General features: G+C 67.2%; 19 protein-coding genes and 1 tRNA gene. 12 read left to right on the plus strand and 8 right to left on the minus strand.

Annotated elements, in window-relative coordinates; translation table 11 throughout:
• Positions 1-2: 2 nt before the first annotated feature.
• Complete coding sequence (locus IEY58_RS27045; protein ID WP_189051281.1) at positions 3-1,469, minus strand: NAD(P)H-hydrate dehydratase; 1,467 nt, start codon at positions 1,467-1,469, stop codon at positions 3-5.
• A gap of 19 nt (positions 1,470-1,488) precedes the next feature.
• Positions 1,489-2,256, minus strand: coding sequence for an HpcH/HpaI aldolase family protein (locus tag IEY58_RS27050; protein WP_189051282.1), 768 nt, complete (start codon positions 2,254-2,256; stop codon positions 1,489-1,491).
• 234 nt (positions 2,257-2,490) lie between these two features.
• Here IEY58_RS27050 and IEY58_RS27055 point away from each other — a divergent pair, with 234 nt between their 5' ends.
• Positions 2,491-3,603, plus strand: a complete 1,113-nt coding sequence (locus IEY58_RS27055) for an acyltransferase family protein (protein ID WP_189051283.1) — start codon at positions 2,491-2,493, stop codon at positions 3,601-3,603.
• A gap of 90 nt (positions 3,604-3,693) precedes the next feature.
• Here the strand turns inward: IEY58_RS27055 and IEY58_RS27060 are convergent.
• A tRNA-His gene (locus tag IEY58_RS27060) sits at positions 3,694-3,770 on the minus strand.
• 173 nt (positions 3,771-3,943) lie between these two features.
• Here IEY58_RS27060 and IEY58_RS27065 point away from each other — a divergent pair.
• From IEY58_RS27065 to IEY58_RS27085, 5 genes are all read left to right on the plus strand, one after another.
• Complete coding sequence (locus IEY58_RS27065; protein WP_189051284.1) at positions 3,944-5,134, plus strand: pyridoxal phosphate-dependent aminotransferase; 1,191 nt, start codon at positions 3,944-3,946, stop codon at positions 5,132-5,134.
• Positions 5,135-5,211: 77 nt separating this feature from the next.
• Positions 5,212-5,550 (plus strand): P-II family nitrogen regulator, encoded by a 339-nt coding sequence (locus IEY58_RS27070; RefSeq protein WP_189051285.1) that lies wholly within the window; start codon positions 5,212-5,214, stop codon positions 5,548-5,550.
• Between the two features lie 148 nt (positions 5,551-5,698).
• A complete protein-coding gene (gene glnA / locus IEY58_RS27075) occupies positions 5,699-7,108 on the plus strand; it encodes a type I glutamate--ammonia ligase (RefSeq protein WP_189051286.1) in 1,410 nt (469 codons plus the stop codon).
• A 306-nt stretch (positions 7,109-7,414) separates the two neighbouring features.
• Positions 7,415-7,807 carry a nuclear transport factor 2 family protein gene (locus IEY58_RS27080; RefSeq protein ID WP_189051287.1) on the plus strand — a complete coding sequence of 131 codons (393 nt, stop codon included), beginning with the start codon at positions 7,415-7,417 and terminating at the stop codon, positions 7,805-7,807.
• A gap of 187 nt (positions 7,808-7,994) precedes the next feature.
• Entirely contained in the window at positions 7,995-11,039 is a 3,045-nt protein-coding gene (locus IEY58_RS27085; RefSeq protein ID WP_189051288.1) for an adenylate/guanylate cyclase domain-containing protein, read from the plus strand.
• Between the two features lie 349 nt (positions 11,040-11,388).
• Here IEY58_RS27085 and IEY58_RS27090 read toward each other — a convergent pair whose 3' ends face one another.
• Complete coding sequence (locus IEY58_RS27090; protein WP_189051289.1) at positions 11,389-11,568, minus strand: hypothetical protein; 180 nt, start codon at positions 11,566-11,568, stop codon at positions 11,389-11,391.
• 366 nt (positions 11,569-11,934) lie between these two features.
• Here IEY58_RS27090 and IEY58_RS27095 point away from each other — a divergent pair, with 366 nt between their 5' ends.
• Complete coding sequence (locus tag IEY58_RS27095; RefSeq protein ID WP_229743975.1) at positions 11,935-12,393, plus strand: septal ring lytic transglycosylase RlpA family protein; 459 nt, start codon at positions 11,935-11,937, stop codon at positions 12,391-12,393.
• 10 nt (positions 12,394-12,403) lie between these two features.
• Here the strand turns inward: IEY58_RS27095 and IEY58_RS27100 are convergent, their stop codons facing one another.
• Entirely contained in the window at positions 12,404-12,838 is a 435-nt protein-coding gene (locus tag IEY58_RS27100; RefSeq protein WP_189051290.1) for an acyl-CoA thioesterase, read from the minus strand.
• A gap of 74 nt (positions 12,839-12,912) precedes the next feature.
• On the opposite strand from IEY58_RS27100, the gene parE reads away from it, so the two are divergent.
• A complete protein-coding gene (gene parE, locus IEY58_RS27105) occupies positions 12,913-14,862 on the plus strand; it encodes a DNA topoisomerase IV subunit B (protein WP_189051291.1) in 1,950 nt (649 codons plus the stop codon).
• A gap of 11 nt (positions 14,863-14,873) precedes the next feature.
• Positions 14,874-15,488 (plus strand): HAD-IA family hydrolase, encoded by a 615-nt coding sequence (locus IEY58_RS27110; RefSeq protein ID WP_189051292.1) that lies wholly within the window; start codon positions 14,874-14,876, stop codon positions 15,486-15,488.
• Positions 15,489-15,509: 21 nt separating this feature from the next.
• Here the strand turns inward: IEY58_RS27110 and IEY58_RS27115 are convergent, their stop codons facing one another.
• The gene (locus IEY58_RS27115) at positions 15,510-15,992 is read right to left on the minus strand and encodes a hypothetical protein (protein WP_189051293.1); all 483 of its coding nucleotides are present in this window, start codon (positions 15,990-15,992) and stop codon (positions 15,510-15,512) included.
• Positions 15,993-16,161: 169 nt separating this feature from the next.
• On the opposite strand from IEY58_RS27115, the gene IEY58_RS27120 reads away from it, so the two are divergent.
• Positions 16,162-17,826, plus strand: coding sequence for a Na/Pi cotransporter family protein (locus IEY58_RS27120; RefSeq protein ID WP_189051294.1), 1,665 nt, complete (start codon positions 16,162-16,164; stop codon positions 17,824-17,826).
• Here the strand turns inward: IEY58_RS27120 and IEY58_RS27125 are convergent.
• Both IEY58_RS27125 and IEY58_RS27130 read right to left on the minus strand, forming a co-directional pair.
• Positions 17,823-19,088, minus strand: a complete 1,266-nt coding sequence (locus IEY58_RS27125) for a multidrug effflux MFS transporter (RefSeq protein WP_229743976.1) — start codon at positions 19,086-19,088, stop codon at positions 17,823-17,825. The two genes, IEY58_RS27120 and IEY58_RS27125, sit on opposite strands and share 4 nt — an antisense overlap.
• Complete coding sequence (locus IEY58_RS27130; protein WP_189051295.1) at positions 19,088-19,786, minus strand: alpha/beta fold hydrolase; 699 nt, start codon at positions 19,784-19,786, stop codon at positions 19,088-19,090. Before IEY58_RS27130 ends, IEY58_RS27125 begins: the two co-directional genes overlap by 1 nt.
• A 229-nt stretch (positions 19,787-20,015) precedes the next feature.
• Between IEY58_RS27130 and IEY58_RS27135 the strand changes: the two genes are divergently transcribed.
• Both IEY58_RS27135 and IEY58_RS27140 read left to right on the plus strand, forming a co-directional pair.
• On the plus strand, positions 20,016-21,569 hold the full coding sequence (locus tag IEY58_RS27135; protein ID WP_308422454.1) for a DEAD/DEAH box helicase: 1,554 nt from the start codon (positions 20,016-20,018) through the stop codon (positions 21,567-21,569).
• Positions 21,570-21,613: 44 nt separating this feature from the next.
• Positions 21,614-21,871 carry an Lrp/AsnC ligand binding domain-containing protein gene (locus IEY58_RS27140; protein WP_189051297.1) on the plus strand — a complete coding sequence of 86 codons (258 nt, stop codon included), beginning with the start codon at positions 21,614-21,616 and terminating at the stop codon, positions 21,869-21,871.
• Positions 21,872-22,008: the final 137 nt, after the last annotated feature.

The raw sequence follows: 22,008 nt of genomic DNA on the forward strand, positions 1-22,008 counted from the left end.
TGCTAGGCCCGTGACCGGCCGAGACGCCGCAGCGCGACGGGGATCCGGTCGGGCAGATCGGAGGCGATCAGCCCTGGACCGAACGTCGCGGCCGCGGCACCGTGGAGCCACACTCCGGCGGCGGCCGCCTCGAATGCGGGCATGCCCTGGGCGAGCAGCCCGACGATCAGGCCGGCAAGCACATCGCCGGTGCCGCCGGTCGCGAGCGTCGGCGGCGCGTTCGCATTGATCACCGCGCGCCCGTCGGGTGCGGCGACGACCGTGTCGCCGCCCTTCAGGACCAGGACGGCACCGCTCTCGGCTGCAGCGGCACGGGCCTGGGTCAGCTTGTCGCCCGACGTCTTGAACAGGCGCGCGAATTCGCCGGCATGCGGCGTCAACACGGTCGGCGCGCGGATCGCGGCGAAGAGCTCGGCCGGCGCGTCGGCAAAGGCGGTAAGCGCATCGGCGTCGAGCACGCACGGCCGCTCGGCCGCGAGCAGGCGCAGCGCCATGACCCGCGTGGTCCCCCCGGCGCCCGCCCCCGGGCCGAGCAGCAGGCCGGTGAAGCGGCGATCGGCGAGCAGCGCGTCCAGCGCATGCGCATCGGCGAGCGGCCGGACGATCTGGCTTTCGAACGCCGCCGCATAGGTCCCGTGCCCGGCTGGCGGCACTGCGACCGTGACCAGGCCGGCACCGGCCCGCGCGGCGGCCCGGGCGGCGAGTCGCCCTGCCCCACTCATCGGCCACCCGCCCAGGACCAGCGCGTGGCCGCGCATATATTTATGTGTGCCGCTCGCAAGACGCGGCAGGGCGACGCGCCAGGACGCCGGATCGTTCGCCCAGGTCTTGACCCCGAGCGCGTCGAGGGCCGCCGGGTCGAGGCCGATGTCGGCCAGCACGGTCTCGCCGCACAGGTCGCGGCCTGGCTGCAACAGATGACCGGGCTTGAGCCAGCCGAACGTCACGGTGAGATCGGCCGCGACCGCGCCCGATGCCAGGCCGGTGGCACCATCGAGGCCGCTCGGCACGTCGACCGCCACAACGGCCAAGCGCCGGCGGCCGACCTCGGCCAGGAGACCGGCCACCGGCGCATCAAGCGGCCGGCTGAGCCCCGCGCCGAAGAGCGCGTCGACGACCAGGCCGGCGCCGTCCAGCGCGGCCGGACCGAGCGGCTCGACTGGCTGGAGCCATAGGGCCGCATGATGGGCGGCGTCGCCACGGAGTGCTGCGCGCTCGCCCAGCAAGGCCAGCCGGACCGGCCAGCCCTCGGCCGCGAGCCGCCGTGCCACGACGAAGCCGTCGCCGCCGTTGTTGCCGGGGCCGCACAGCACCGCGACGGGCCGGCGCGTCCAGCGCCGCCCGATTTCGGCCGCGACCGCGGCGCCGGCCCGTTCCATGAGGAGCGCGCCGGCCGTGCCGCCGGCGATGGTGCGGCGATCGACCTCGCCCATCTCGGCCGGGGTCAGGAGGGCGGTCGCGAGCGCCATCGTGGGTCAGCCTTCGGGGTCAGCGCGGCAGGCTGCGCAGCTGCGCCAGCGCCGCGTCGCGCAGCAGCGCCACGTCGGCGCCCGAGCAGATGAAGCGATGGCCGCGCCGATGGAGCTCGACCGGGTCGGCGCCCGGATACGGCAGGCAGCCCAGGACCTTCCCGGCCGACTTCACGCCGGCCTCGATCGCGGCCACGGCCTTGACGTAGTCCGGATGGTCGAACTGGCCCAGCACGCCCAGATCGCCCGAGAGGTCGTTCGGGCCGATGAACACCACGTCGACGCCGTCGACCGCGGCGATCTCCGCCGCGCGCGACGCCCCGGCGAGCGTCTCGATCTGCACCGCGATCAAGAGCTCGTCGGCCGCCCGGGCGATATATTCCGCCGTCACCAGGCCGAAGTTCGCCGCGCGCAGGATCGGCGCCGCGAAGCCGCGTTTGCCGCCGTTCGGATAGCGGCAGGACTCGACCGCAGCCGCAGCTTCGAGCGCGCTCGTGACGTTCGGCACCATCACACCCTCGACGCCGATGTCGAGCGCGCGCTTGAACTGGGTCGGCTCGTTGACGGCGACGCGCAGCATGGCCATGGCCGGCGTCGCCTGCACCGCCTGGACCTGCGCCAGATGCGTCATCACGTCGCCCGGCCCGTGCTCGCCGTCGATCAAGACGAAATCATAGCCGACGAGCCCCAAAAGCTCGGCGACCAGCGGGCTCGCGAAGCCATGGAACAGGCCGTAGACCGCCTCGCCGGCCTTGAGCCGCGCCTTCACGCCGTTGGGTCGCCACATGCTCGTCTCCTCGGGATTCATTTCCGTTTAGCAAGGCAGCCACTCTAACGCCGCTTGGAACGATTGCCGAGCGATGACGGTTTGCGCTCATTATCGAAAATTTGCGGCAATAAGCCTCGACATCTGCAAGAAAATAAATAAACCTAGAGGTGTCCGAACGAGGACCGCGCTGCTCAGATCGATGCCTCGAAGAACCTTCTTCTTCGCCTCATCCCTGACCGGAATCGCTGTCCCGTGAACCGACCGCTCTCCCTGCTGCTCGACGTGATCCGCTTTGTCGCGGCGTTGCTCGTCTTCTTTCATCACGCCGCCTTCGGCAAGTTCGGCTCCGGCCTGCCCTATCGCTTGGTCCTGACCGAGCGGGAGCCGGTCATCGTGTTCTTCGTGCTGTCCGGCTTCGTCATCGCCTACAGCGCCGAGACGAAGGATCGGACCCCCGGCGCCTACGCGCTCAATCGCCTGGCGCGACTCTATTCCGTCGTGCTGCCGGCGCTCGTCGCGACGGTGCTGCTCGACGCGGCCGGCAGCTGGCTGGCGCCGGCCCTCTATGCCGACCATTGGACCGATCCTGCGACGCTTGCCAACATCGGCCGGCCGATCGGCCTGCAGCTCGCGGCGAGCGGGCTGTTCCTGAACGAGATCTGGTGGTGGGACGTCTGGCCCGGGGTCAACAGCCCGCTCTGGTCGCTGGGATACGAGGCGGTCTATTACCTGTTGTTCGCGCTCGTCGTGTGGGGCGGACGCTATCGCTGGCTCTGGGCCGGCCTCGCTGCACTCGCCGCCGGCCCCAAGATCCTGCTGCTGATGCCGCTCTGGGTGCTGGGCGTGGCAATATATTACCTGGTGCAAGCCGAACGGGTCGGCCGCTTCGTGGGCACCCTGCTGGTCGTGGGCTCGGTCGCGGCCTATGTCCTGTTCCTCAGCCTCGGCATCAAGACGGCGCTCGATCGGGCGGTCGTCGACCTCTTCGGCGACCAGACCGTGGCGCTCTTGAGCAATTCCCAGGGCTTCCTCGCCAATTACGTGACCGGCATCCTGTTTTCAGCGCTGCTCGTCGGCCTGGCTGCGATCGCCCAGGATCTGGCAGCCCCGCTCTACCGCCTGCAGAAGCCGATCCGCTATCTGGCCGGCCTCACCTTCGCGCTCTATCTCTTCCACTATCCGCTGGTCTATTTCCTGCGCGCGGTGGCACTGGCCGGCCATCTCGACCGGCTGAGCCCGCTCGTCGTGACCGGCGGCACGCTCGCGGCCGTGGCGCTCCTCGCCCCCGTGACCGAGGCGCAGAAGGGCAATTTCCGCCGCCTGATCGCGCGCATCGCGCTGCGCAAGCCCCGGCCAGCGCTCTGACCTGACAGGCCGGGCGAGCGGGACGGCCGGACGCGCACCGGCCGCGGGGGCGGTGACGGCGTCAGTCAGGTTCGTTCAAATGGAAGATTTTGGGGCGAGTGACCGGATTCGAACCGGCGACATCCAGAATCACAATCTGGCGCTCTAACCAACTGAGCTACACCCGCCGCACTTGGAGGCCGTTTTCTAGTCCAGCCCCGGCGCACCCGTCAAGCCGATGGCGCGAATGAATACGCATGGGTGGCGCGCGACGGAGGCACAGAGGGTCGGATCGCCCCGTTGCGAAGCCGCCCTCGGGCCTATAGCGTGACGGCCGGACAGAAACGGCGGGAGGGTGCCCATGGGCGAAACAGGTCTCAAGGTCGCAGCAGGCATGGGGCGGCTCGGCACCGAGACCGCCTTCGAGGTCTTGGCGCGGGCGAAGGCGCTCGAGGCCCAGGGCCGCTCGATCATCAATCTCGGCATCGGCCAGCCCGACTTCTCGACGCCGGGCCATATCGTCGAGGCGGCGGTCAAGGCGCTCGCCGACGGCCATCACGGCTATACGCCGGCCCAGGGCATTCCCGAGCTGCGCCGCGCCATCTCGATCGACCTCCACCGCCGCCACGGCGTCACCGTCGATCCGGTCCAGGTGCTGGTGGTACCGGGCGGCAAGGTCACGATGTTCTTCGCGATCTCGATGTTCGGCGAGCCGGGTGCGGAGATCATCTATCCCAATCCTGGCTTCCCGATCTACGAGAGCGTCATCCGCTACACCGGCGCCACCGCGGTGCCGCTGCCGCTCAGGGAGGCGACGGGCTTTGCGCTGACGGCCGAGGACGTGCTCGCGCGCATCACGCCGCGCACGCGTCTGCTGATCCTGAACAGCCCGGCCAACCCGACCGGCGGCGTCGTGCCCAGGGCCGAGATCGACAAGCTGGTCGCGGGCCTCGCCCACCATCCGCACGTCGCCGTCATGAGCGACGAGATCTATGGCGAGATGCTTTATGACGGCGCCGAGCATGTGAGCCTGCTCACATATCCGGAACTCGCCGACCGGCTGATCCTGCTCGACGGCTTCAGCAAGACCTATGCGATGACCGGCTGGCGCCTGGGCTACGGCGTCTGGCCGAAGGCACTGCTGCCCCTGGCCGAGCGCCTAGCCGTCAACAGCCATTCCTGCGTCAATGCGGCCGCGCAATGGGCCGGCATCGCGGCACTCGAGGGCCCGCGCGCGCCGGCCCGGCAGATGGTCGATGCCTTTGCCGAGCGGCGCGGCCGCATCGTGGCGGCGCTCAACCGGCTGCCCGGCGTCAGTTGCGTCACGCCGGGCGGCGCGTTCTACGTCTTTCCCAACATCACCGGCACCGGCATGGACAGCCGGACGCTGCAGGCCCGGCTCCTCGACGAGGCCGGGATCGCGACCATCGCCGGCACCAGCTTCGGCGCCGAGGGCGAAGGCTACCTGCGCTTGAGCTACGCGGCTTCGCTGGAGGCGATCGACGAGGCGATGGGACGATTTGGCGAATTTCTCGCGCGGAACACGCGCTAGCCGGCAAAACTGGCACGGGGCATGCTTCAGACGCCGGTGATGCAGCCCCCAACCTTCAAGGCGCACGAGGAGTAACGATGAAAAAGGTCGAAGCCGTCATCAAGCCGTTCAAGCTCGACGAAGTGAAGGAAGCGCTGCACGAGGTGGGGATCAAGGGGATCACGGTCACCGAGGCCAAGGGCTTCGGGCGCCAGAAAGGTCACACGGAGCTCTACCGCGGCGCGGAATATGTCGTCGATTTCCTGCCGAAGGTGAAGATCGAGGTCATCATGGAGGATGGGCTGGTCGAACGGGCCGTCGAGGCGATCCAGCAGGCCGCCCATACGGGGCGGATCGGCGATGGCAAGATCTTCGTGAGCCCGGTCGACGAGGTCATCCGCATCCGCACGGGCGAACGGGGTAACGACGCCATCTAACCAAAAAAGCGGCATTCCGCACAAAAATTAGGCAGAATGCCCACTCCAACTTACCCGCCGGCACCGGTCGCGCGGACAGGCCGAAGGTCTGCGCCCCGATGCCGCCGGGCTCGCATTCAAAGTCTGCTATCAAGGAAGGAACCTGCAGATGTCCGACGTCGAAAAAGTCCTCGAGCTGATCAAGGAGAACGAGGTCAAATACGTTGACTTTCGTTTCACCGATCCGCGCGGCAAGTGGCAGCATCTGGCCCATCACGTTCGCACGGTCGACGCCGATCTGCTGACCAATGGCGTGATGTTCGACGGCTCTTCGATCGAGGGCTGGAAGGCGATCAACGAGTCCGACATGCTGCTGATGCCGGATCTGTCGACTGCCGTCATGGACCCGTTCGCGGCGCAGACCCAGCTCATCATCGTCTGCGACGTGCTCGAGCCCGGCACCGGCCAGTCCTACAGCCGCGACCCGCGCTCGACCGCGAAGCGCGCCATCGCCTATCTCGGCTCGACCGGCATCGGTGACACCGCCTATTTCGGCCCCGAGGCCGAGTTCTTCGTGTTCGACGACGTGCGCTACAAGGTCGGCATGAACGGTGCCGGCTACGAGATCGACAGCGACGAAGGCCCGTACAACAGCTTCACCAAGTATCCGGACGGCAACACCGGCCATCGCCCGGGCATCAAGGGCGGCTACTTCCCGGTGAACCCGGTCGACAGTGCCGTCGACCTGCGCGCCGAGATGCTGACCGTCATGGAGGACATGGGCCTCAAGGTCGAAAAGCATCACCACGAGGTGGCGCCCAGCCAGCACGAGCTCGGCTGCGAGTTCGACACGCTGCTGAAGTGCGCCGACGGCATGCAGATCTACAAGTATGTCGTGCACAACGTCGCGCATCAGTATGGCAAGACGGCGACCTTCATGCCGAAGCCGATCAAGGGCGACAACGGCTCGGGCATGCACGTCCATCAGTCGATCTGGAAGGAAGGCAAGCCGACCTTCGCGGGCTCGGGCTATGCTGATCTCTCGGACACGGCGCTCTACTACATCGGCGGCATCATCCGCCATGCCAAGGCGCTGAACGCCTTCACCAACCCGCTGACGAACAGCTACAAGCGCCTCATCCCCGGCTTCGAAGCGCCGGTGCTGCTCGCCTATTCGTCGCGCAACCGCTCGGCCTCCTGCCGCATCCCCTACGTGTCGAGCCCGAAGGGCAAGCGCGTCGAGGTGCGTTTCCCGGATCCGGGTGCGAACCCCTACCTGGCCTATTCGGCCATGCTGATGGCTGGCCTCGACGGCATCCAGAACAAGATCCATCCGGGCGAGGCGATGGACAAGAACCTCTACGACCTGCCGCCGGAGGAGCTCAAGAACGTGCCGACCGTCTGCGGCTCGCTGCGCGAAGCGCTCGAGAACCTCAAGGCCGACCACGAGTTCCTGCTCAAGGGCGACGTGTTCACCAAGGACCAGATCGACGCCTACATCGAGCTCAAGTACCACGAGGTGCACGCGTTCGAGCACACGCCGCACCCGATCGAGTTCCAGATGTACTACTCGGTCTAATCGGAGCCCGCAGAGACACAGGCCTGGAAACCCCGGTTCGAAACCAAAGCGTAGCAGGTCTGTGTAGCAACCAAGAGGCCCCCATCGGGAAACCGGTGGGGGCTTACTTGTTTCTCAGATTTGACGCGCTCCTTGGCTTTCCCCGGCAATAGCCATTGGCGATGCGCATGGGCGAGATGCGGATCTGCTGATAGCATTGTCGCAACTCAGCCCTCGAAGGACTGGTGCAACGCGATCCTCCGCTCTTTGGGTCCGACGACAGAACACACCTGCGTCACCGACGCGAGCTTTGATGGAGGGACAGCCATGGACCGCGCGACAATCATCGAGCGTTATGATCGGGCGAGTGCTGCGGACGACTTCGAAGCGATGCGCAACTTTCGCCATCCAGAGTGGCAGATGACCTGGCCACAATCGGGTGAAACCGTGATCGGCCACGAAAACTACGTCGCGATGCGCACGAACCGTCCTGAGGGCGGCGGCCCGCGCGTTGAGCCGATCGGCCACGGCGGCTCCGGCGACGTATGGTGGTCCGAGGGGATCATCCACTACGGCGACGGCTCGCGCTGGCTCGGCGTCTGGATTTATGAGTTCGCCGACGACCTGATCCGCCGTGAGCGTGTCTATTTCGGCCAGCCCTTCGCACCACCCGCTTGGCGCGCCCGCTGGGTCGCGCGGGGCAATCCCGCCATCGCCTAACGCCTGCCGGCGGCGGAACTCGGGATTGCTCGCCGTTCCCACGCTCGGGCCTTGGTCGCGTTCTTCTGTGGTCCCCCGAGCCTGCGCACGCTAATCTTGCTCGTCGCGTCCGAGTCTTGGCATTGACCGACGCGAGAGGCTTGGCTTCGGGACCGATGTCAAAAGCGGCATCGGAGAGGAGCGGCCGATGGAACGCCGAGTCGTCACCGCGTTCTTCATCGATGTGGTGGGTTCCACCGCACTCACGGTGCAACTCGGCCCCGAGCGGTTCAAGCGCGCGCTCGATCAGGCTTTCCTCGAGTTGCGTACGATCATCGACGGCGAACAGGGCACCGTTGCGAATACCATCGGCGACGCCATCTTTGCGCTGTTCGGGACGCCCGCAGCCCACTCGGACGATCCGCAACGCGCCCTGCGCGCGGCACAGGCGTGTATTCGGTGGGCCGAGATGCGCGGCGGAGCGCCCGTCCCCCTTGCGGTTCGGATCGGCCTGGAGACGGGCGAGGTGATCGTGGATCTCACGGCCGAGCGCGAGGGCCAGCAGACGAGCATCGGCACCTGCGTGAACCTGGCGGCGCGTCTCCAGCAGCTTGCCGCGCCCGGGCAAGTTCTTGTCGGTCCCACTTGTCACCAGGTCGCCGCGGAGCTGGCGGCCTTCGCCCCCCTAGGCGAAGTCGAGCTCAAGGGGCTGGGGCGGCAGGCCGTCTGGCGTCTGGTCGCGATCGGCGAACCGGCGGGCCGCGCCCTTCCGCCATTGATCGGCCGAACTTCCGAGCTGGCCCGGCTCAAAGCCGCCTACCGGCGCGTCCGATCGGGGCGAAGCATCCTGGCCATCGTCTCCGGGCCACCGGGCCAGGGCAAGACACGGCTGGTCGAGGAATTCTTGGCGGCGATCGGCGCCAAGGCCAGAATTCTCCAGGCGCGGTGTCGCCCTGTCGCGGAGCGGGCTGCGCGCAATCCGTTGCGCGAGCTGCTGGCGTCGGACGGCGCCGGCGGATCGGCCGAGGCGCTCGCCGCTCGTCTGGCAGACTTGTTTTCGGATCCGCTCGAGCGCGATCGCGTGTCTGCCGCGCTCGCGCATAGCGCCGGCATGATCGTCAGCCACGAACTGGCGACGCTTCCCGCCGACCAGCGGCAAGACGAGGTCGAGAATGGATGGCGCCGATACCTCGCGGCCCTGACCCGGGACCGGCCACTTGTCGTGTGGGTCGACGACGCCCACTGGGGTGAGCCGGAAATCGTCCGCATGCTCGAGCGAATCACGCTCGGAGCGAGCCTGCCGCTCCTGGTCATCGCGACCGCGCGGCCCGCATTTGCGGCCCAAGCGCGGTTACGCGCGGGCGTCAATCGCCTGTTCGTCAGCCTGGATGCCCTCGAGGCGAGCGATGCCTGGGCCCTCGCCCGCCATGCGGGAAGTATCGACCCGGCGGGGATCGAGCGCGCCGAAGGCAACCCGCTCTTCATCATCGAGCTTTCGCGTGCGCGCAGCATGAGCGCGACGCCAGAGGTGCCGATCACCCTCAAGGGGATCATCGGGGCGCGCCTCGACGAGCTCTCTCGCCAGGATCGCGCGCTCCTGCAGTGCGTTGCCGTCGTCGGCGAGACGTTTACGGCGAGTGACGCCGCGCTGCTCTCCGGACGCGAGCCGGCCGACGTGGCGAGCGCCCTCGATCGGCTGGTCGCGATCGCTTACCTGCGCCCGGTCCAGGGTGGGCTGCGCTTTCACCATGCGCTCGTCCACGACGTGGCGTACGGTCGCCTCGCGACCGCCGAGAGGCTGCAGCTCCATGCGCACTACGCTCGGTACGGCGTGCCGGCGGACGATGCCGAAACGCTCGCGCATCACCTCTGGGAGGCCGTAGGGGGCGAGGATGCCGAGTGGGTGTGGGAGGGCAGCGAGGAACTGTCCCGAGTGCGAAGCCATGCGCGCGAGGCGCATCTTGCTGCGTCTCGCCGGTACGCCGACCGCTTTGCCTATGAGCGCGCGATCGAGGCCTGCCGCCGGGCAGCGCTGTTCGCGATCGATCCCGAAGATGTCGGACAGGTCGAGCAGACGATCGGCGACGTGTTTGCGGCCAAGGGTGACGCCGACCAGGCCTGGGCGCATTTCATGCGAGCCCGGCAGTGCTACCTCGAGGCGGGGCATCAGCCGCCGGCCGACCTCTATGCAAGCTTCCTGGAGCTGCCCGTCTATAACTCGGGCATGTTCCTTCGGCCACCGGATGAAGCTCTGGTCGAAGCGCTGCTTCGCGAAGGTGAAGGCGTGGCCCGCGGCGCCGGCGACGCCGCGTCGATGGCCCGGCTGCTCGCATTGCGCGCTTATCAGTCTTTCGATGTGGTGCAGCTGACGGAGGCGTTGCGCGTCTCCGAGACAGTCGTCGACCCGACCGCGCTCGGGTCCATTCTCGGGCATGCGGGAACTCTTCAGAACCGGGTCGGCGACTTCGCAGCCGCGCGGCAGAGCTACGAGCGGCTCGACGCGCTGGCCCCGTTAGGCGCCGCGACGGACCGGCAGCACGAGTTTCGCGCGATCCTCGCGCTCAATATCGGGCGCCTCGAAGAGGCCGAGGGCCTGGCCGCTCAATTCCTGGCAAGCAGCGCGTCGCGCGGCCCGCACCTGCGAACCCATGCCTATCGAGAGCAGTGCCACGTCCTGCTTGCGCAAGGCTACTGGCGCGGCCTGCGTGAACTCGCGGCCGATACAGAACGGCTCGTGTCGGAGCATCCGGAGACGGCCTTCTGCTACGCCGTAACCACCGCCCTCGCCTTCGCCGCGGTCGCCAGTGCTATCGAAGGCGAGGATATGGAGGCCCGGGCGCTTCTGTCGCGCGCGGAGGCGCCGCTCCAGGCGGAGCCGTTTGAGCGCGAGAGCGTGCTGCTGCTGGCCAATGGCGCGCTCGGGCTATCGGACAAGGTGGACGAGCTTCGCGGGATGACCCGCCAACGCAATGCGACGCCGCTCTGGTACTTCGACCGGATGGACGCGGTCGTCCTCACGATGCTCGAGCGCTGGGACGAGGTGGACGAGGTGTTGCCGCGCCTCGAGCGTGTCGCCGCGCAGGGCAATAGCCGCTATGTCGCGGCCCTGGTGGCCGGGGTCCGAGAGGAGATGACGGCGGCGCGGGGTGGTGCCGCCGCCACCCATCGCATGCTCCGGGAGCTCGGCTACAGGGGCTGGAGCCGGCTGCTCGCGTACCGACCGGCCGCGGGGGATGGCGGACGGGCCGCGTAAACGCCTTGTCGGGCGGCGGGCCGTTTCCGCCCCGAATTTGATGAAATGGACATGATGGAGCTTGTTGACCGGCGCCAAGGTCAGGCCATCGCGGATGCCTTGGGCGTCCAGCTCCACGGCAGCAATTCGTCGAGCCGGTGAGCGGGATGGGTGGCGATCCTGGCGCGCTCGATCGCCAGCGCCGATCGTCGTGGCGCCAAGCATGCAGACGACGACGGTCGAGCGTTCCACGACGGTGACGCCGCTCAAAAGAAAGACCCCCGCCGGCAATCCGGCGGGGGCTAGTTTGTCTTGGGGGATGCCGCGCTTCAGAGGGGACCCGCGCGCGACCAGCGGGTGTTCGAATAGGTCAGTGTGTCGTAGCCACAGGCTTGCGGGCGGCGGGGGCGCCGTGTACGAAACGGTCGCGCACCTCGTCGATCAGGCTGCGCAGATCCGCCTCCTTGACGGCGTCGCGCGCCATCAGTGCCCGAATCATCGGGTCGGCGATCAGGTCGTTGAGATTCAGCTCTTCGCACTGGCACCGCATGATGAACGCTCCCCTTATCCAGGCCCCGGCTCTGTCGTCCCATCGACCGCCCGGCGGGCTTTCAACGAGGATCAGAGTGCCGGTGCTCCGCGGCGAGTAGTTGGCGGATATGAGGCGTTTTGAAGGCACCTCGTATCATTGTGCGTGTCGACCGTTTCAATCACCACAACCACTATAGACCTGAAACAGAGCGACGTCTTGTGACGATCGCCACAGCCGCCGCATTTGCCCTGGAATCGCCACATCCGTGACAATTATGGGGTATTTCCGCCCCATGCCGGAACATTGCCACAATTTTGGTCGTTGATGCGCCTGTGAAATTCACGAACCCTGAGCAATCGGGCCCGGGGATCAAGGAATAAACAGGTGAAATCAGAACATATTCGATATCTCTTCGCGGCCGGCTTGATCGGCTTCTCGCCTGTATTCGCAGCGCATGCGGCCGAGACTTCAAAGACATCGACAACACCTCACGCAGTCATCGGCAAGGCGTCCTATTACGGGCATCACTTCGTCGGCAAGAAGACGGCAAGCGGCGAGCGGATGAACCCCGATCGCCTGACCGCGGCCTCGAAGACGCTGCCGCTCGGCACCCGCGTGCAGGTGACCAACCTCGAAAACGGCCGGACGGTCCATGTCACGATCAACGATCGCGGCCCCTACATCCGCGGCCGCGTGATCGATCTCACGCCGCGCGCCGCAGATGCGCTCGCCATGCGCCACCAGGGCTTGGCCAGGGTCGAGGTCCGGCCGGAGCCGACGCCGACCCCGATCCAGGAAGCCGACGCGGCCGCGCCGACGCCGATCCCGCCGAACGCGGACTAAACGCCCAAACTTAGGCGTCGACTGGAACTTGGGCGTCGATTGGAACTTGGGCGTCGACTGGCCGCGGACGGCGGTTGCCGTCGATCGCGACATAGGTGAACACGCCTTCGGTCACCTTCATCATGCCCGGCACGCCGAGCCGGGAAACCCAGGTTTCGATCCTGACGGTCAGTGAAGTCCGCCCGACACGCGTGACCTCGGCATAGCAGCGCACCCGGTCGCCGACCAGGACCGCGCGATGAAACTTTATCGCCTCGATCGCGATGGTGGCGACGCGCCCTTGGGCGCGCTCCGTCGCGGGGATGCTGCCCGCCAGGTCCATCTGCGAGAGCAGCCAGCCGCCGAAGATATCGCCCGCCGGATTCGCGTCACCCGGCATCGCGATGGTGCTGAGCGCCGCCTCGCCGACCGGCAGCGTCTCGGGGATGGAATCGTTATGATTCATGGAGATACTCCGGCTTCGGTCCGTGGCATCGGGGGCGGCTTGCCTTGAGGCCGAACGCCCCTATAGTGCGGAGCATGGTGGATCTCTTCGACACGAGCGCACGCAAGTCCGACGGCTACTCTGCCAAGGATATCGAGGTTCTGGAAGGCCTGGAGCCGGTCCGGCGGCGGCCGGGCATGTACATTGGCGGCACCGATGCGCGGGCGTTGCATCACCTGGCCGCCGAAGTGCTCGACAACGCCATGGACGAGGCCGTAGCCGGCTATGCAAGCCGCATCGAGATCGAGCTCGCGGCCGACCTGTCGCTGACCATCCGCGACAACGGCCGCGGCATTCCGGTCGACCCGCATCCGCGCTTTCCCGACAAGTCGGCGCTCGAAGTCATCCTCACCATGCTGCATTCGGGCGGCAAGTTCGGCGGCGACGCCTACAAGACCTCGGGCGGCCTGCACGGCGTCGGCGTCTCGGTCGTGAACGCGCTCTCCGATCGGCTGGTGGTCGAGATCGCGCGCGACAAGCAGCTCTATCGCCAGGAATATTCCCGCGGCCACGCACAGGCGCCGATCGCCAATATGGGCGCGGTCGCGAACCGGCGCGGCACCACGGTGACATTCCATCCGGACGCCGAGATCTTCGGCGCCGGCAATCATCTGAACCCGGCGACGCTCTATCGCATGTGCCGGTCCAAGGCGTATCTGTTCAAGGGCGTCGAGCTGCGCTGGAACTGCGCCGAGGGCATTCCGCGGCCCGAGGGCATTCCCGAGAAGGAAGTGCTGCATTTCCCGGGCGGGCTCGCCGACTATCTGGGCTCGACCCTGACCGAGCGCGCGACCGTGACGGCGCAGCCGTTCGTGGGCGAGGTCGAACTCGGCGACCATGCCCGGGTCGAATGGGCGATCGCCTGGCCCGAGGATGGCGACGGCTTCGCCTCCTATTATTGCAACACGATCCCGACGCCGGACGGCGGCACCCACGAGCTGGGCTTGCGCGCCGCCCTCACCCGCTCGCTCCGCGCCTATGGCGAGCTGGTCGGCAACCGGCGCGCCGGCATCGTCGCGGCCGAAGACGTGGTCGGCGGGGCTGCGATCATGCTGTCGCTCTTCATGCGCGACCCGCAGTTCCAGGGCCAAACCAAGGATCGCCTGGTCTCGCCCGAGGGGCAGAAGCTGGTCGAGCAGGCGGTCAAGGACCGGTTCGACCATTGGCTGTCCGACGATTCGGCCTCGGCCAAGCTGCTGCTCGAGGCGCTCGTCGACAAGGCCGAGGAGCGGCAGCGGCGCAAGCAGCAGAAGGAGATGGCGCGCAAGAGTGCCACGCGCAAGCTGCGCCTGCCCGGCAAGCTCGCCGACTGCACGCGCGACAGCTCGATCGGCACCGAGATCTTCCTGGTCGAGGGCGACAGCGCCGGTGGCTCGGCCAAGCAGGCGCGCCAGCGCGACACCCAGGCGATCCTGCCATTGCGCGGCAAGATCCTGAATGTGGCGAGCGCCACCGCCGACAAGCTCAAGGCGAACCAGGAACTTTCCGACCTGGTGCTGGCCTTGGGCTGCGGCACCGGCAAACACTACCTGGAAGACAAGCTGCGCTACGAGCGGGTCATCATCATGACCGACGCCGACGTGGACGGCGCCCATATCGCCTCGCTGTTGATGACCTTCTTCTATCGCGAGATGCCCGGCCTGATCGAGAACGGCCACCTCTACCTCGCCCAGCCGCCGCTCTATCGCCTGACCGCCGGCGACGTGCGCATCTACGCGCGCGACGACGCGCATAAGGACGAGCTGCTCGAGACGACGTTCAAGAACAAGAAGACCGAGATCAGCCGCTTCAAGGGCCTGGGCGAAATGCCGCCGGCCGATCTCAAGGTTACGACCATGGATGCGGCAAGCCGCACCCTGCTGCGTGTCAGCCAGCAGGATCTGCGCACTCCCGATCTGGTCGAAAGCCTGATGGGCCGCAAGCCGGAGTTGCGGTATAATTTCATCCAGCAGAATGCCCAATTCGCCCACGACCTGGATATTTGAGCGAACCGGCCATGGCTTCACGCACGCCGATCTTCATTCTTGACGTCGGCGGCGTGCTGTTGCGGCACGACAACGAAATCCTCTACGACCGGCTGGCCGCACGCTGCGCCGATCCGTTCGCGGCGCGGTCCCAGTTGGCCGCCTCCGTCCATGACCAGGTCATCGGCAGCGGCCACATGAGCGTCGCCGACCTCCACGGCACGCTTGTTGCCGAATATGGGCTCGCCGCGACCTACGATGCCTTCCTCGTGCTCTGGAGCAGCCATTTCAGCGCCATGCCCGAGATGGAGCCGGTCATGCGTGCGCTCACCGCGCGCCATCGGGTCGTGCTGTTCTCCAACACGAACGCGGCGCACTGGGCCCATGTGACGGCCTATTATCCCATCCTGTCCTATGCGCGCTGCGCCTATCTCTCGTTCGAGCTCGGTCTGGTCAAACCGGATCCGACGGCCTATCGGCGCGTGCTGACGCTCGAACAATGCGCGGCGGAAGACGTCGTCTTTGTCGACGACCGCGCCGAGAATGTCGCGGCCGCCACGGCGCTCGGCATGGACGGCATCGTCTTCACCGACGCCATGACCTTCGGTGCCGCCCTCGCCGACCGCGGGATCCGGCTGGATTCCTGATCGGCGAGAGCGGCGGCCTGATCAGGGCTTCTTCGGCTTTTCCTTCTCGTTGTTCTCGGCAGCCAGCACGAAGGCATGGGCGTCGGCCACGTCCTTGATCGCGCGCGCCCGCCAGCCGAGCGCCTTCTTGTCGTCCTCGTCGGCGTTGAGGTCGCGCGTGACCCCCTCGACCAGCGACTGGATCTCGTGCAGCCGGTCGCGGTGCGAGACGTTGGCGTCGATCGGCACGTGATCGTCCGGCGATTTGCCGTCGTCGATCGAGGCGTGCTTGATCTCGGCCATCGCCTGGTCGATGTCGTTGACCGCCGTCAGCTCGAACTTATGCGCCGGCGTGTCGTCCGGCACCATGAGCAGAGCCCGCGCCAGACGGAGGTCGACCAGCGCCTGGGAATAGTGCGGATGCGCACTCGCCGCGGCGGGCGGCGGCGTCTGCGCCAGACCGACCGTTGCAAATGTCAGGCCCGAGGCCGCAACGGCTGCCAAGATTGAAGTGTGACGCAGCATGGAACGAAGGCTCCTCGTAGGATGATGGTACCGGTGCAGCATGGAACGAACCGCACCTACTAAGGCGTGACTTCCGTGAGTCCAGATGACCGGTATCATGAAATTTGCGTTTCAATCGACCGCATCCGTCCTAGACTTATGCGTTTCAGACGAGTGAGGCCGCGCGTCGTTGGATACGACCCTGACATTCATCGACTTGGCCGGATCGATCGCCCTGCTCCTTTGGGGCGTGCACATGGTCCAGACCGGCATTCAACGGGCATTCGGGCCGGATCTGCGGCGGCTGCTGGCCGCCGCGCTCGGCAATAGGCTGAAGGCGTTCGCCGCCGGGCTTGGCGTCACCGCCGTCCTGCAGAGCAGCACGGCAACCGGCCTCATGATCTCGTCATTCGCGGCCGCCGGCTTCATCGATTTGGCGTCCGGTCTCGCCGTCATGCTGGGGGCTAACGTCGGCACAACCCTGATCGTTCAACTCCTGTCGTTCGATGTGACGCGCATCGCCCCGCCGCTCGTGCTGCTGGGCGTGCTCATGTTCCGGCGCGGCACATTGGCCCGCACGCGCGACCTCGGCCGCGTCGCCATCGGGCTCGGCCTGATGCTGATTGCCCTCGGCCAGGTGCTGCAGGTGCTGACGCCGTTCGAGGACGTGCCGAGCCTCAGGATCCTCCTGGGCATGATCGCGACGGCCCCGATCGTGGCATTGCTATTCTCGGCGGCGCTCACCTGGCTCGCGCATTCGAGCGTTGCCGTCATCCTGCTCGTCATGTCGTTCGCGAGCCGCGGCGTGGTACCGCCCCATGCGGCCTTCGCACTGGTACTGGGCGCCAATCTCGGCACGGCGATCAACCCGGTGCTGGAGAGCGCCGGCGGCAACGATCCGGCCGCCAAGCGGCTGCCGCTCGGCAACCTGATCAACCGGCTGGTCGGCTGCGGACTGGCGCTCGCAGCCCTCGACTGGATCGGGCCGGTGCTGGTGACGATCGAGCCTGACAGCGCCCGCGCCGTGGCAGATTTCCACACCGCCTTCAATCTGGTGCTGGCGCTGCTGTTCCTGCCGGCCCTCGAGCCGTTCTCACGCCTGCTGCAGCGCTGGATCCCCAACCGGGTCGACGCCCCCGATCCGTCGCAACCGCTCTACCTCGACCCTGCGGCCCGGGAAATCCCGTCGCTCGCGCTTGCCAGCGCCGCGCGCGAGGCATTGCGCATGGCGGACGCGCTCGAAGCCATGCTGCACGGCGTTGCGGATGCCTTCGACAAGGGCGATCGGACCAAGATCGCGGAAACCAAGCGGATCGACGACACGCTCGACCGGCTCAACACGGCGATCAAGGCCTATCTGACCGTGTTCGATCCCGATGCCATGGCGAATGCCGACAACCGGCGCCTGCTCGAAATCCTGACGTTCACCACCAACATCGAGCATGCCGGCGACGTGCTGGAGCGCGACATCCTCGGTATCGTCAATCGACAGCTGAAGCGCGGCCTGAAGCTGTCGACGGTCGGCAAGGCCGAGATCCTGGGCCTGATCGATCGGCTGTGCCGCAATCTGCGCTCATGCGTCGCCGTGTTCATGACCGAGGATGCCGGTATGGCCCGGCTGCTCGCCGACGAGAAGGAAGCGTTCCGCGACATCGAGGCGGCAGCGACCCAGGCGCATTTCATGCGGCTGCGCGCCGGTGCGGCACTCACGGCCGAGACGAGCTCGCTCCATCTCGACCTGATCCGCGACCTGAAGCGCGTCAACGCCCACCTGGTTGCTGCCGCCGCCTACCCGGTCTTGAAGGAGCAGGGCGAACTGCTGCCGAGCCGGGTCCGAAGCGGGAACCAGGACTAATGCGCCATGTCGGCAGCGCTGGCGATGCCGCTTGCCGTCGGCTGGAACAGCCGGCCGCGCTCGGCCCATAGCACGGCGATGAGCGCCAAGCTGCTGCAGCCGGTGAAGCCCAGCGTCAGCGGCGTAACCGTGCCGTTGAAGTGCTGGCCGACGTAGAAGCCGATCAAGGCGCCGACCACGGTGCTGACGAAGCCCTGCACCGAGGACGCGGTGCCGGCGACATGGCCGAGCGGCTCCATCGCCATCGCGCCGAAATTCGGCCCGACCAGGCCGAAGCAGAACATCATCGCCGACTGGCAGAGCGCGAAGGTCACGAGCGTCTCGTGGCCGGCGATCGCGAGCGTCGCATGGCCGCCGGCGACGACGATGTAGCCGATCAGCGCCGAGTGGGAGATGACGCGCGTGCCGTAGCGGCCGACGAAGCGCGCGTTCAGCACCGACGAGATCGCCATGAACACGGCGATGAGCGCGAAGATCGTCGTGAACAGGCGCCCGGCCTGGAACACGTCGACGAACACCTGCTGGGCGGAATTGATGAAGCCGACGAGGCCGCCGTACATCAGCGTCTGGCCGCACATGTAGCCGACCGCGACGCGGTTGCTGACCGTGAGGCGGAACGCGTGGACGACGCTCGCGATCGAGGTCGGCTGCCGGTCCTCCTCGTGCAGCGTCTCCGGCAGGCGCAGCGCCGCCCAGGCGAGCACGGCAATGCCGAACAGCGTCAGGCCGATGAAGATGCTGCGCCACGGAAAGGCCAGCATGATCAGCTGGCCGATCGACGGCGCCAGGATCGGCACGGCCAGGAACACGATGAAGGCGAGCGACATGACCCGCGCCATCTTCCGGCCGCCGTAGCAGTCGCGCACGATCGAGATCACCAGCACGCGCGAGGAGGCGGCCGCGATGCCCTGCAGCACGCGGGCGATCAGCATCATCTCGAACGAGACGGACAGCCCCGCCGCCAGGCTGAAGATCGTGTAGGCCGCAAGGCCGCCCAGCAGGATGGGCTTGCGGCCGAAATGATCGGCGAGCGGGCCATAGACGATCTGCGCCGCGCCGAAGCCCAGGAGATAGGCAGTGACGACCCATTGGCGGGCGTTCTCGGTCGGGATGGCGAGCGACTGGCCGATGTCGGGCAGCGCCGGCAGCATCGTGTCAACCGCGAGCGCGTTCACCGCCATGATCGCCGCGATCAATGCCACGAACTCCCTGAACCCCATGCCGGCGTGCGGCGTCGCGGCACTCGTGGAGGCGACGGTCATCAGGTGGTCAACCAGTCGAACATCGCGCGGTTCACGACATCCGGCTTCTCGAGCGTCGACAGGTGGCCGCAGCGCGCGATGACCTGGAACTCGGCCCCGCGGATGCCGTCCGCCAGCTCTTCGTTGACCGTGACCGGCGTCAGCTGATCGTCCGCGCCGACCATGACCAGGGTCGGCACCACGATATCCTTGAGGAACGGCCGGCTATCCCGCCGGTTCATGATCGCGATCTCCTGCCGGATGAACGCCGGCTGGCCGATGCGCTGCGCCATGTCGGTCACGATGGTGCTCAAGGGCGGAAACTGATGATCCTTGTGCAGCAGCTGCGGCAGCAACCTGGGGGTGACGCCCTTGAACTTGCCGCGGTTCGCAAGCTCGATGAGCGCCTTGCGCCGCTCGGTGAGCTCCGGCGTATCGGACCGGCCCGAGGTGTCGAGCAGCGCCAGATGGCTCACCCGCTCCGGCGCCTGGCGCATGATCTCGAGCGCCACATAGCCGCCCATCGACAGGCCGGCGACGGCAAAACGTGCGGGCGCCGCCGCAAGCGCATCGCGCGCCATGCCCTCGATCGAATCGGATCGGGTCAGGTCCGCGACCGTGACCTCGGCGACGTCGACCAGCGCCTCGCGCTGGAACTGCCAGAGCGCCGCGTCGCACAGCAATCCGGGTAACAGCAGCAACTGTTGCTTTTCTGCCAAGGAATCCTCCAGCCGGGCTCGATACACCCAGGACGGGAGCCATAGACGGAAGCCATGGCCGAGGCGCCATGAGACGAGCAGCCGTCCCCGAGTTCAACGGTGAATCGGCGCCCGCATGGCAGGGCTTCCCCGGAAGAGCAATGAACTGCTTTGACTTTTCGCGCAAACCGGACCAATTACAGCGCTATTCACGCTCGCACACTTGTATGAACCGGGGATCGAAACGCCCTTGACCGACTTTGCTGACCTTGGTCTCTCGCCGGACCTGCTGACGGCCGTCGCCGATGCCGGCTACACCACGCCGACGCCGATCCAGGAGCAGGCCATCCCCTATGTTCTCCAGGGGCGGGACGTGCTGGGCTGTGCTCAGACGGGCACGGGCAAGACGGCGGGCTTCACGCTGCCGATGATCGACATCCTGGCGTCCGGCCGGGCGCGCGCACGCATGCCGCGCACGCTCATCCTGGAGCCGACACGCGAGCTCGCGGCGCAGGTCGCGAACTCGTTCGAGACCTATGGCAAGCATCACAAGCTGACCATGGCGCTTCTGATCGGCGGCGAAAGCTTCGCGGATCAGGAACGGAAGCTCGATCGTGGCGTCGACGTGCTGATCGCGACCCCGGGCCGGCTCATGGACCTGTTCGACCGCGGCAAGATCCTGCTGTCGGACGTGCGCATCCTCGTGATCGACGAGGCCGACCGCATGCTCGACATGGGCTTCATCCCGGATATCGAGCGCATCGTCTCGCTGCTGCCGAAGATCCGGCAGACCCTGTTCTTCTCGGCGACCATGCCGCCGGAGATCCGGCGCCTGGCCGACGCGTTCCTGACCAATCCCAAGGAAATCACCGTCGCGAGGCCCGCGACGACCGCAGTCACGGTCACCCAGTCGGTGACGGTGGTGTGGTCCGAGGAGAAGCGCCGCCTGCTGCGCCGCTTCCTCGAGACCGAGGAAGTCAAGAACGCCATCATCTTCTGCAACCGCAAGCGCGACGTCGACATCCTGCACAAGTCGCTGTCGCGGCACGGTTTCGACTCGCTGCCGATCCACGGCGACCTGGCACAGTCGCTGCGCACCGCGACGCTCGACAAGTTCCGCAACGGCGAGGTCAGGCTGCTGGTCGCGAGCGACGTGGCCGCCCGCGGCCTCGACGTCCAGGGCCTGAGCCACGTGTTCAATTTCGACGTGCCGATCCATCCCGAGGATTATGTCCATCGCATCGGCCGCACGGGCCGCGCCGGCAACCAGGGCCGCGCGTTCACCATCGCGACGCCCGAAGAGGGCAAGGCGTTGAAGGCGATCGAACGGATCACGACGAAGGAGATCCCGGTGCTGACCGTCGAAGGCTTCGAGCACCCCGAATTCGACGCCGAGGATGCGCCCAGGCGGCGCGGTCGCGGCGGGCGCGGCGAGCGGCCGCGCCGCGGCAGCCCGCGTCATGAGGCCGAGAGCGCCGTCGACGCGGCACCACCGGCCGAGGCCGCCGAGCATGAAGTGTCGGCCGAGCGGCCGGCGAAGCGCGAACGCCATCGGGAGCGCGACCGCAAGCCCGCGAAGCACGAGCCGCGCCAGACCGAAGCACAGCAGAACGAGCCGCGCCAGAACCCGGCGCCGATCCGGATGGGCGGGCCGAGCCCCAGCGCCACGGTCACGCCGATTTCGAGCGCCCGCGGCCATCAGCGCCGGCGCGACGACGAGGACGACGAGCGTATCGTGGGCTTCGGCGACCACCTGCCCGCCTTCCTCGCCCGCCCGGTGAAGCTCAGCGCCCGCGGCGCCTGATCCCTGCCACCCAGAGCGAGTTCGAAGAGCGAGTTCGACAGGCCATGAAGACCATCTTCGTCAATGTGAAATGCGAGCTCGGCAAGGCCTATGTCGTGGCCGACGAGGCGGTGCAGGCGATCGAGCAGGTCTCCGAGGTCTACTCGACCTCTGGCCAGTGGGACCTCATGATGAAGTGCTATCTCGACGAGGAGACCGACATCGGCCGCTTCGTGACCGAGAAGCTGCAGACGCTGCCCGGCGTCAAGGACACGTTCACAGTCATCGCCTACAAGGCGTTCTCGGAAGACCACTCGCACTAGTCCCCTCGTCCGTCATCCCCGCGCAAGCGGGGATCCAGTCCCTTACGCGCGGCAGCGCGGACAAGACATGTCGCCGCAGACGCGGCTCTCGCTGGGTTCCCGCCTACGCGGGAACGACGCCTTCTCAATTGGGCAAG

This window comes from Aliidongia dinghuensis (assembly GCF_014643535.1).
Lineage (GTDB): Bacteria > Pseudomonadota > Alphaproteobacteria > ATCC43930 > CGMCC-115725 > Aliidongia > Aliidongia dinghuensis.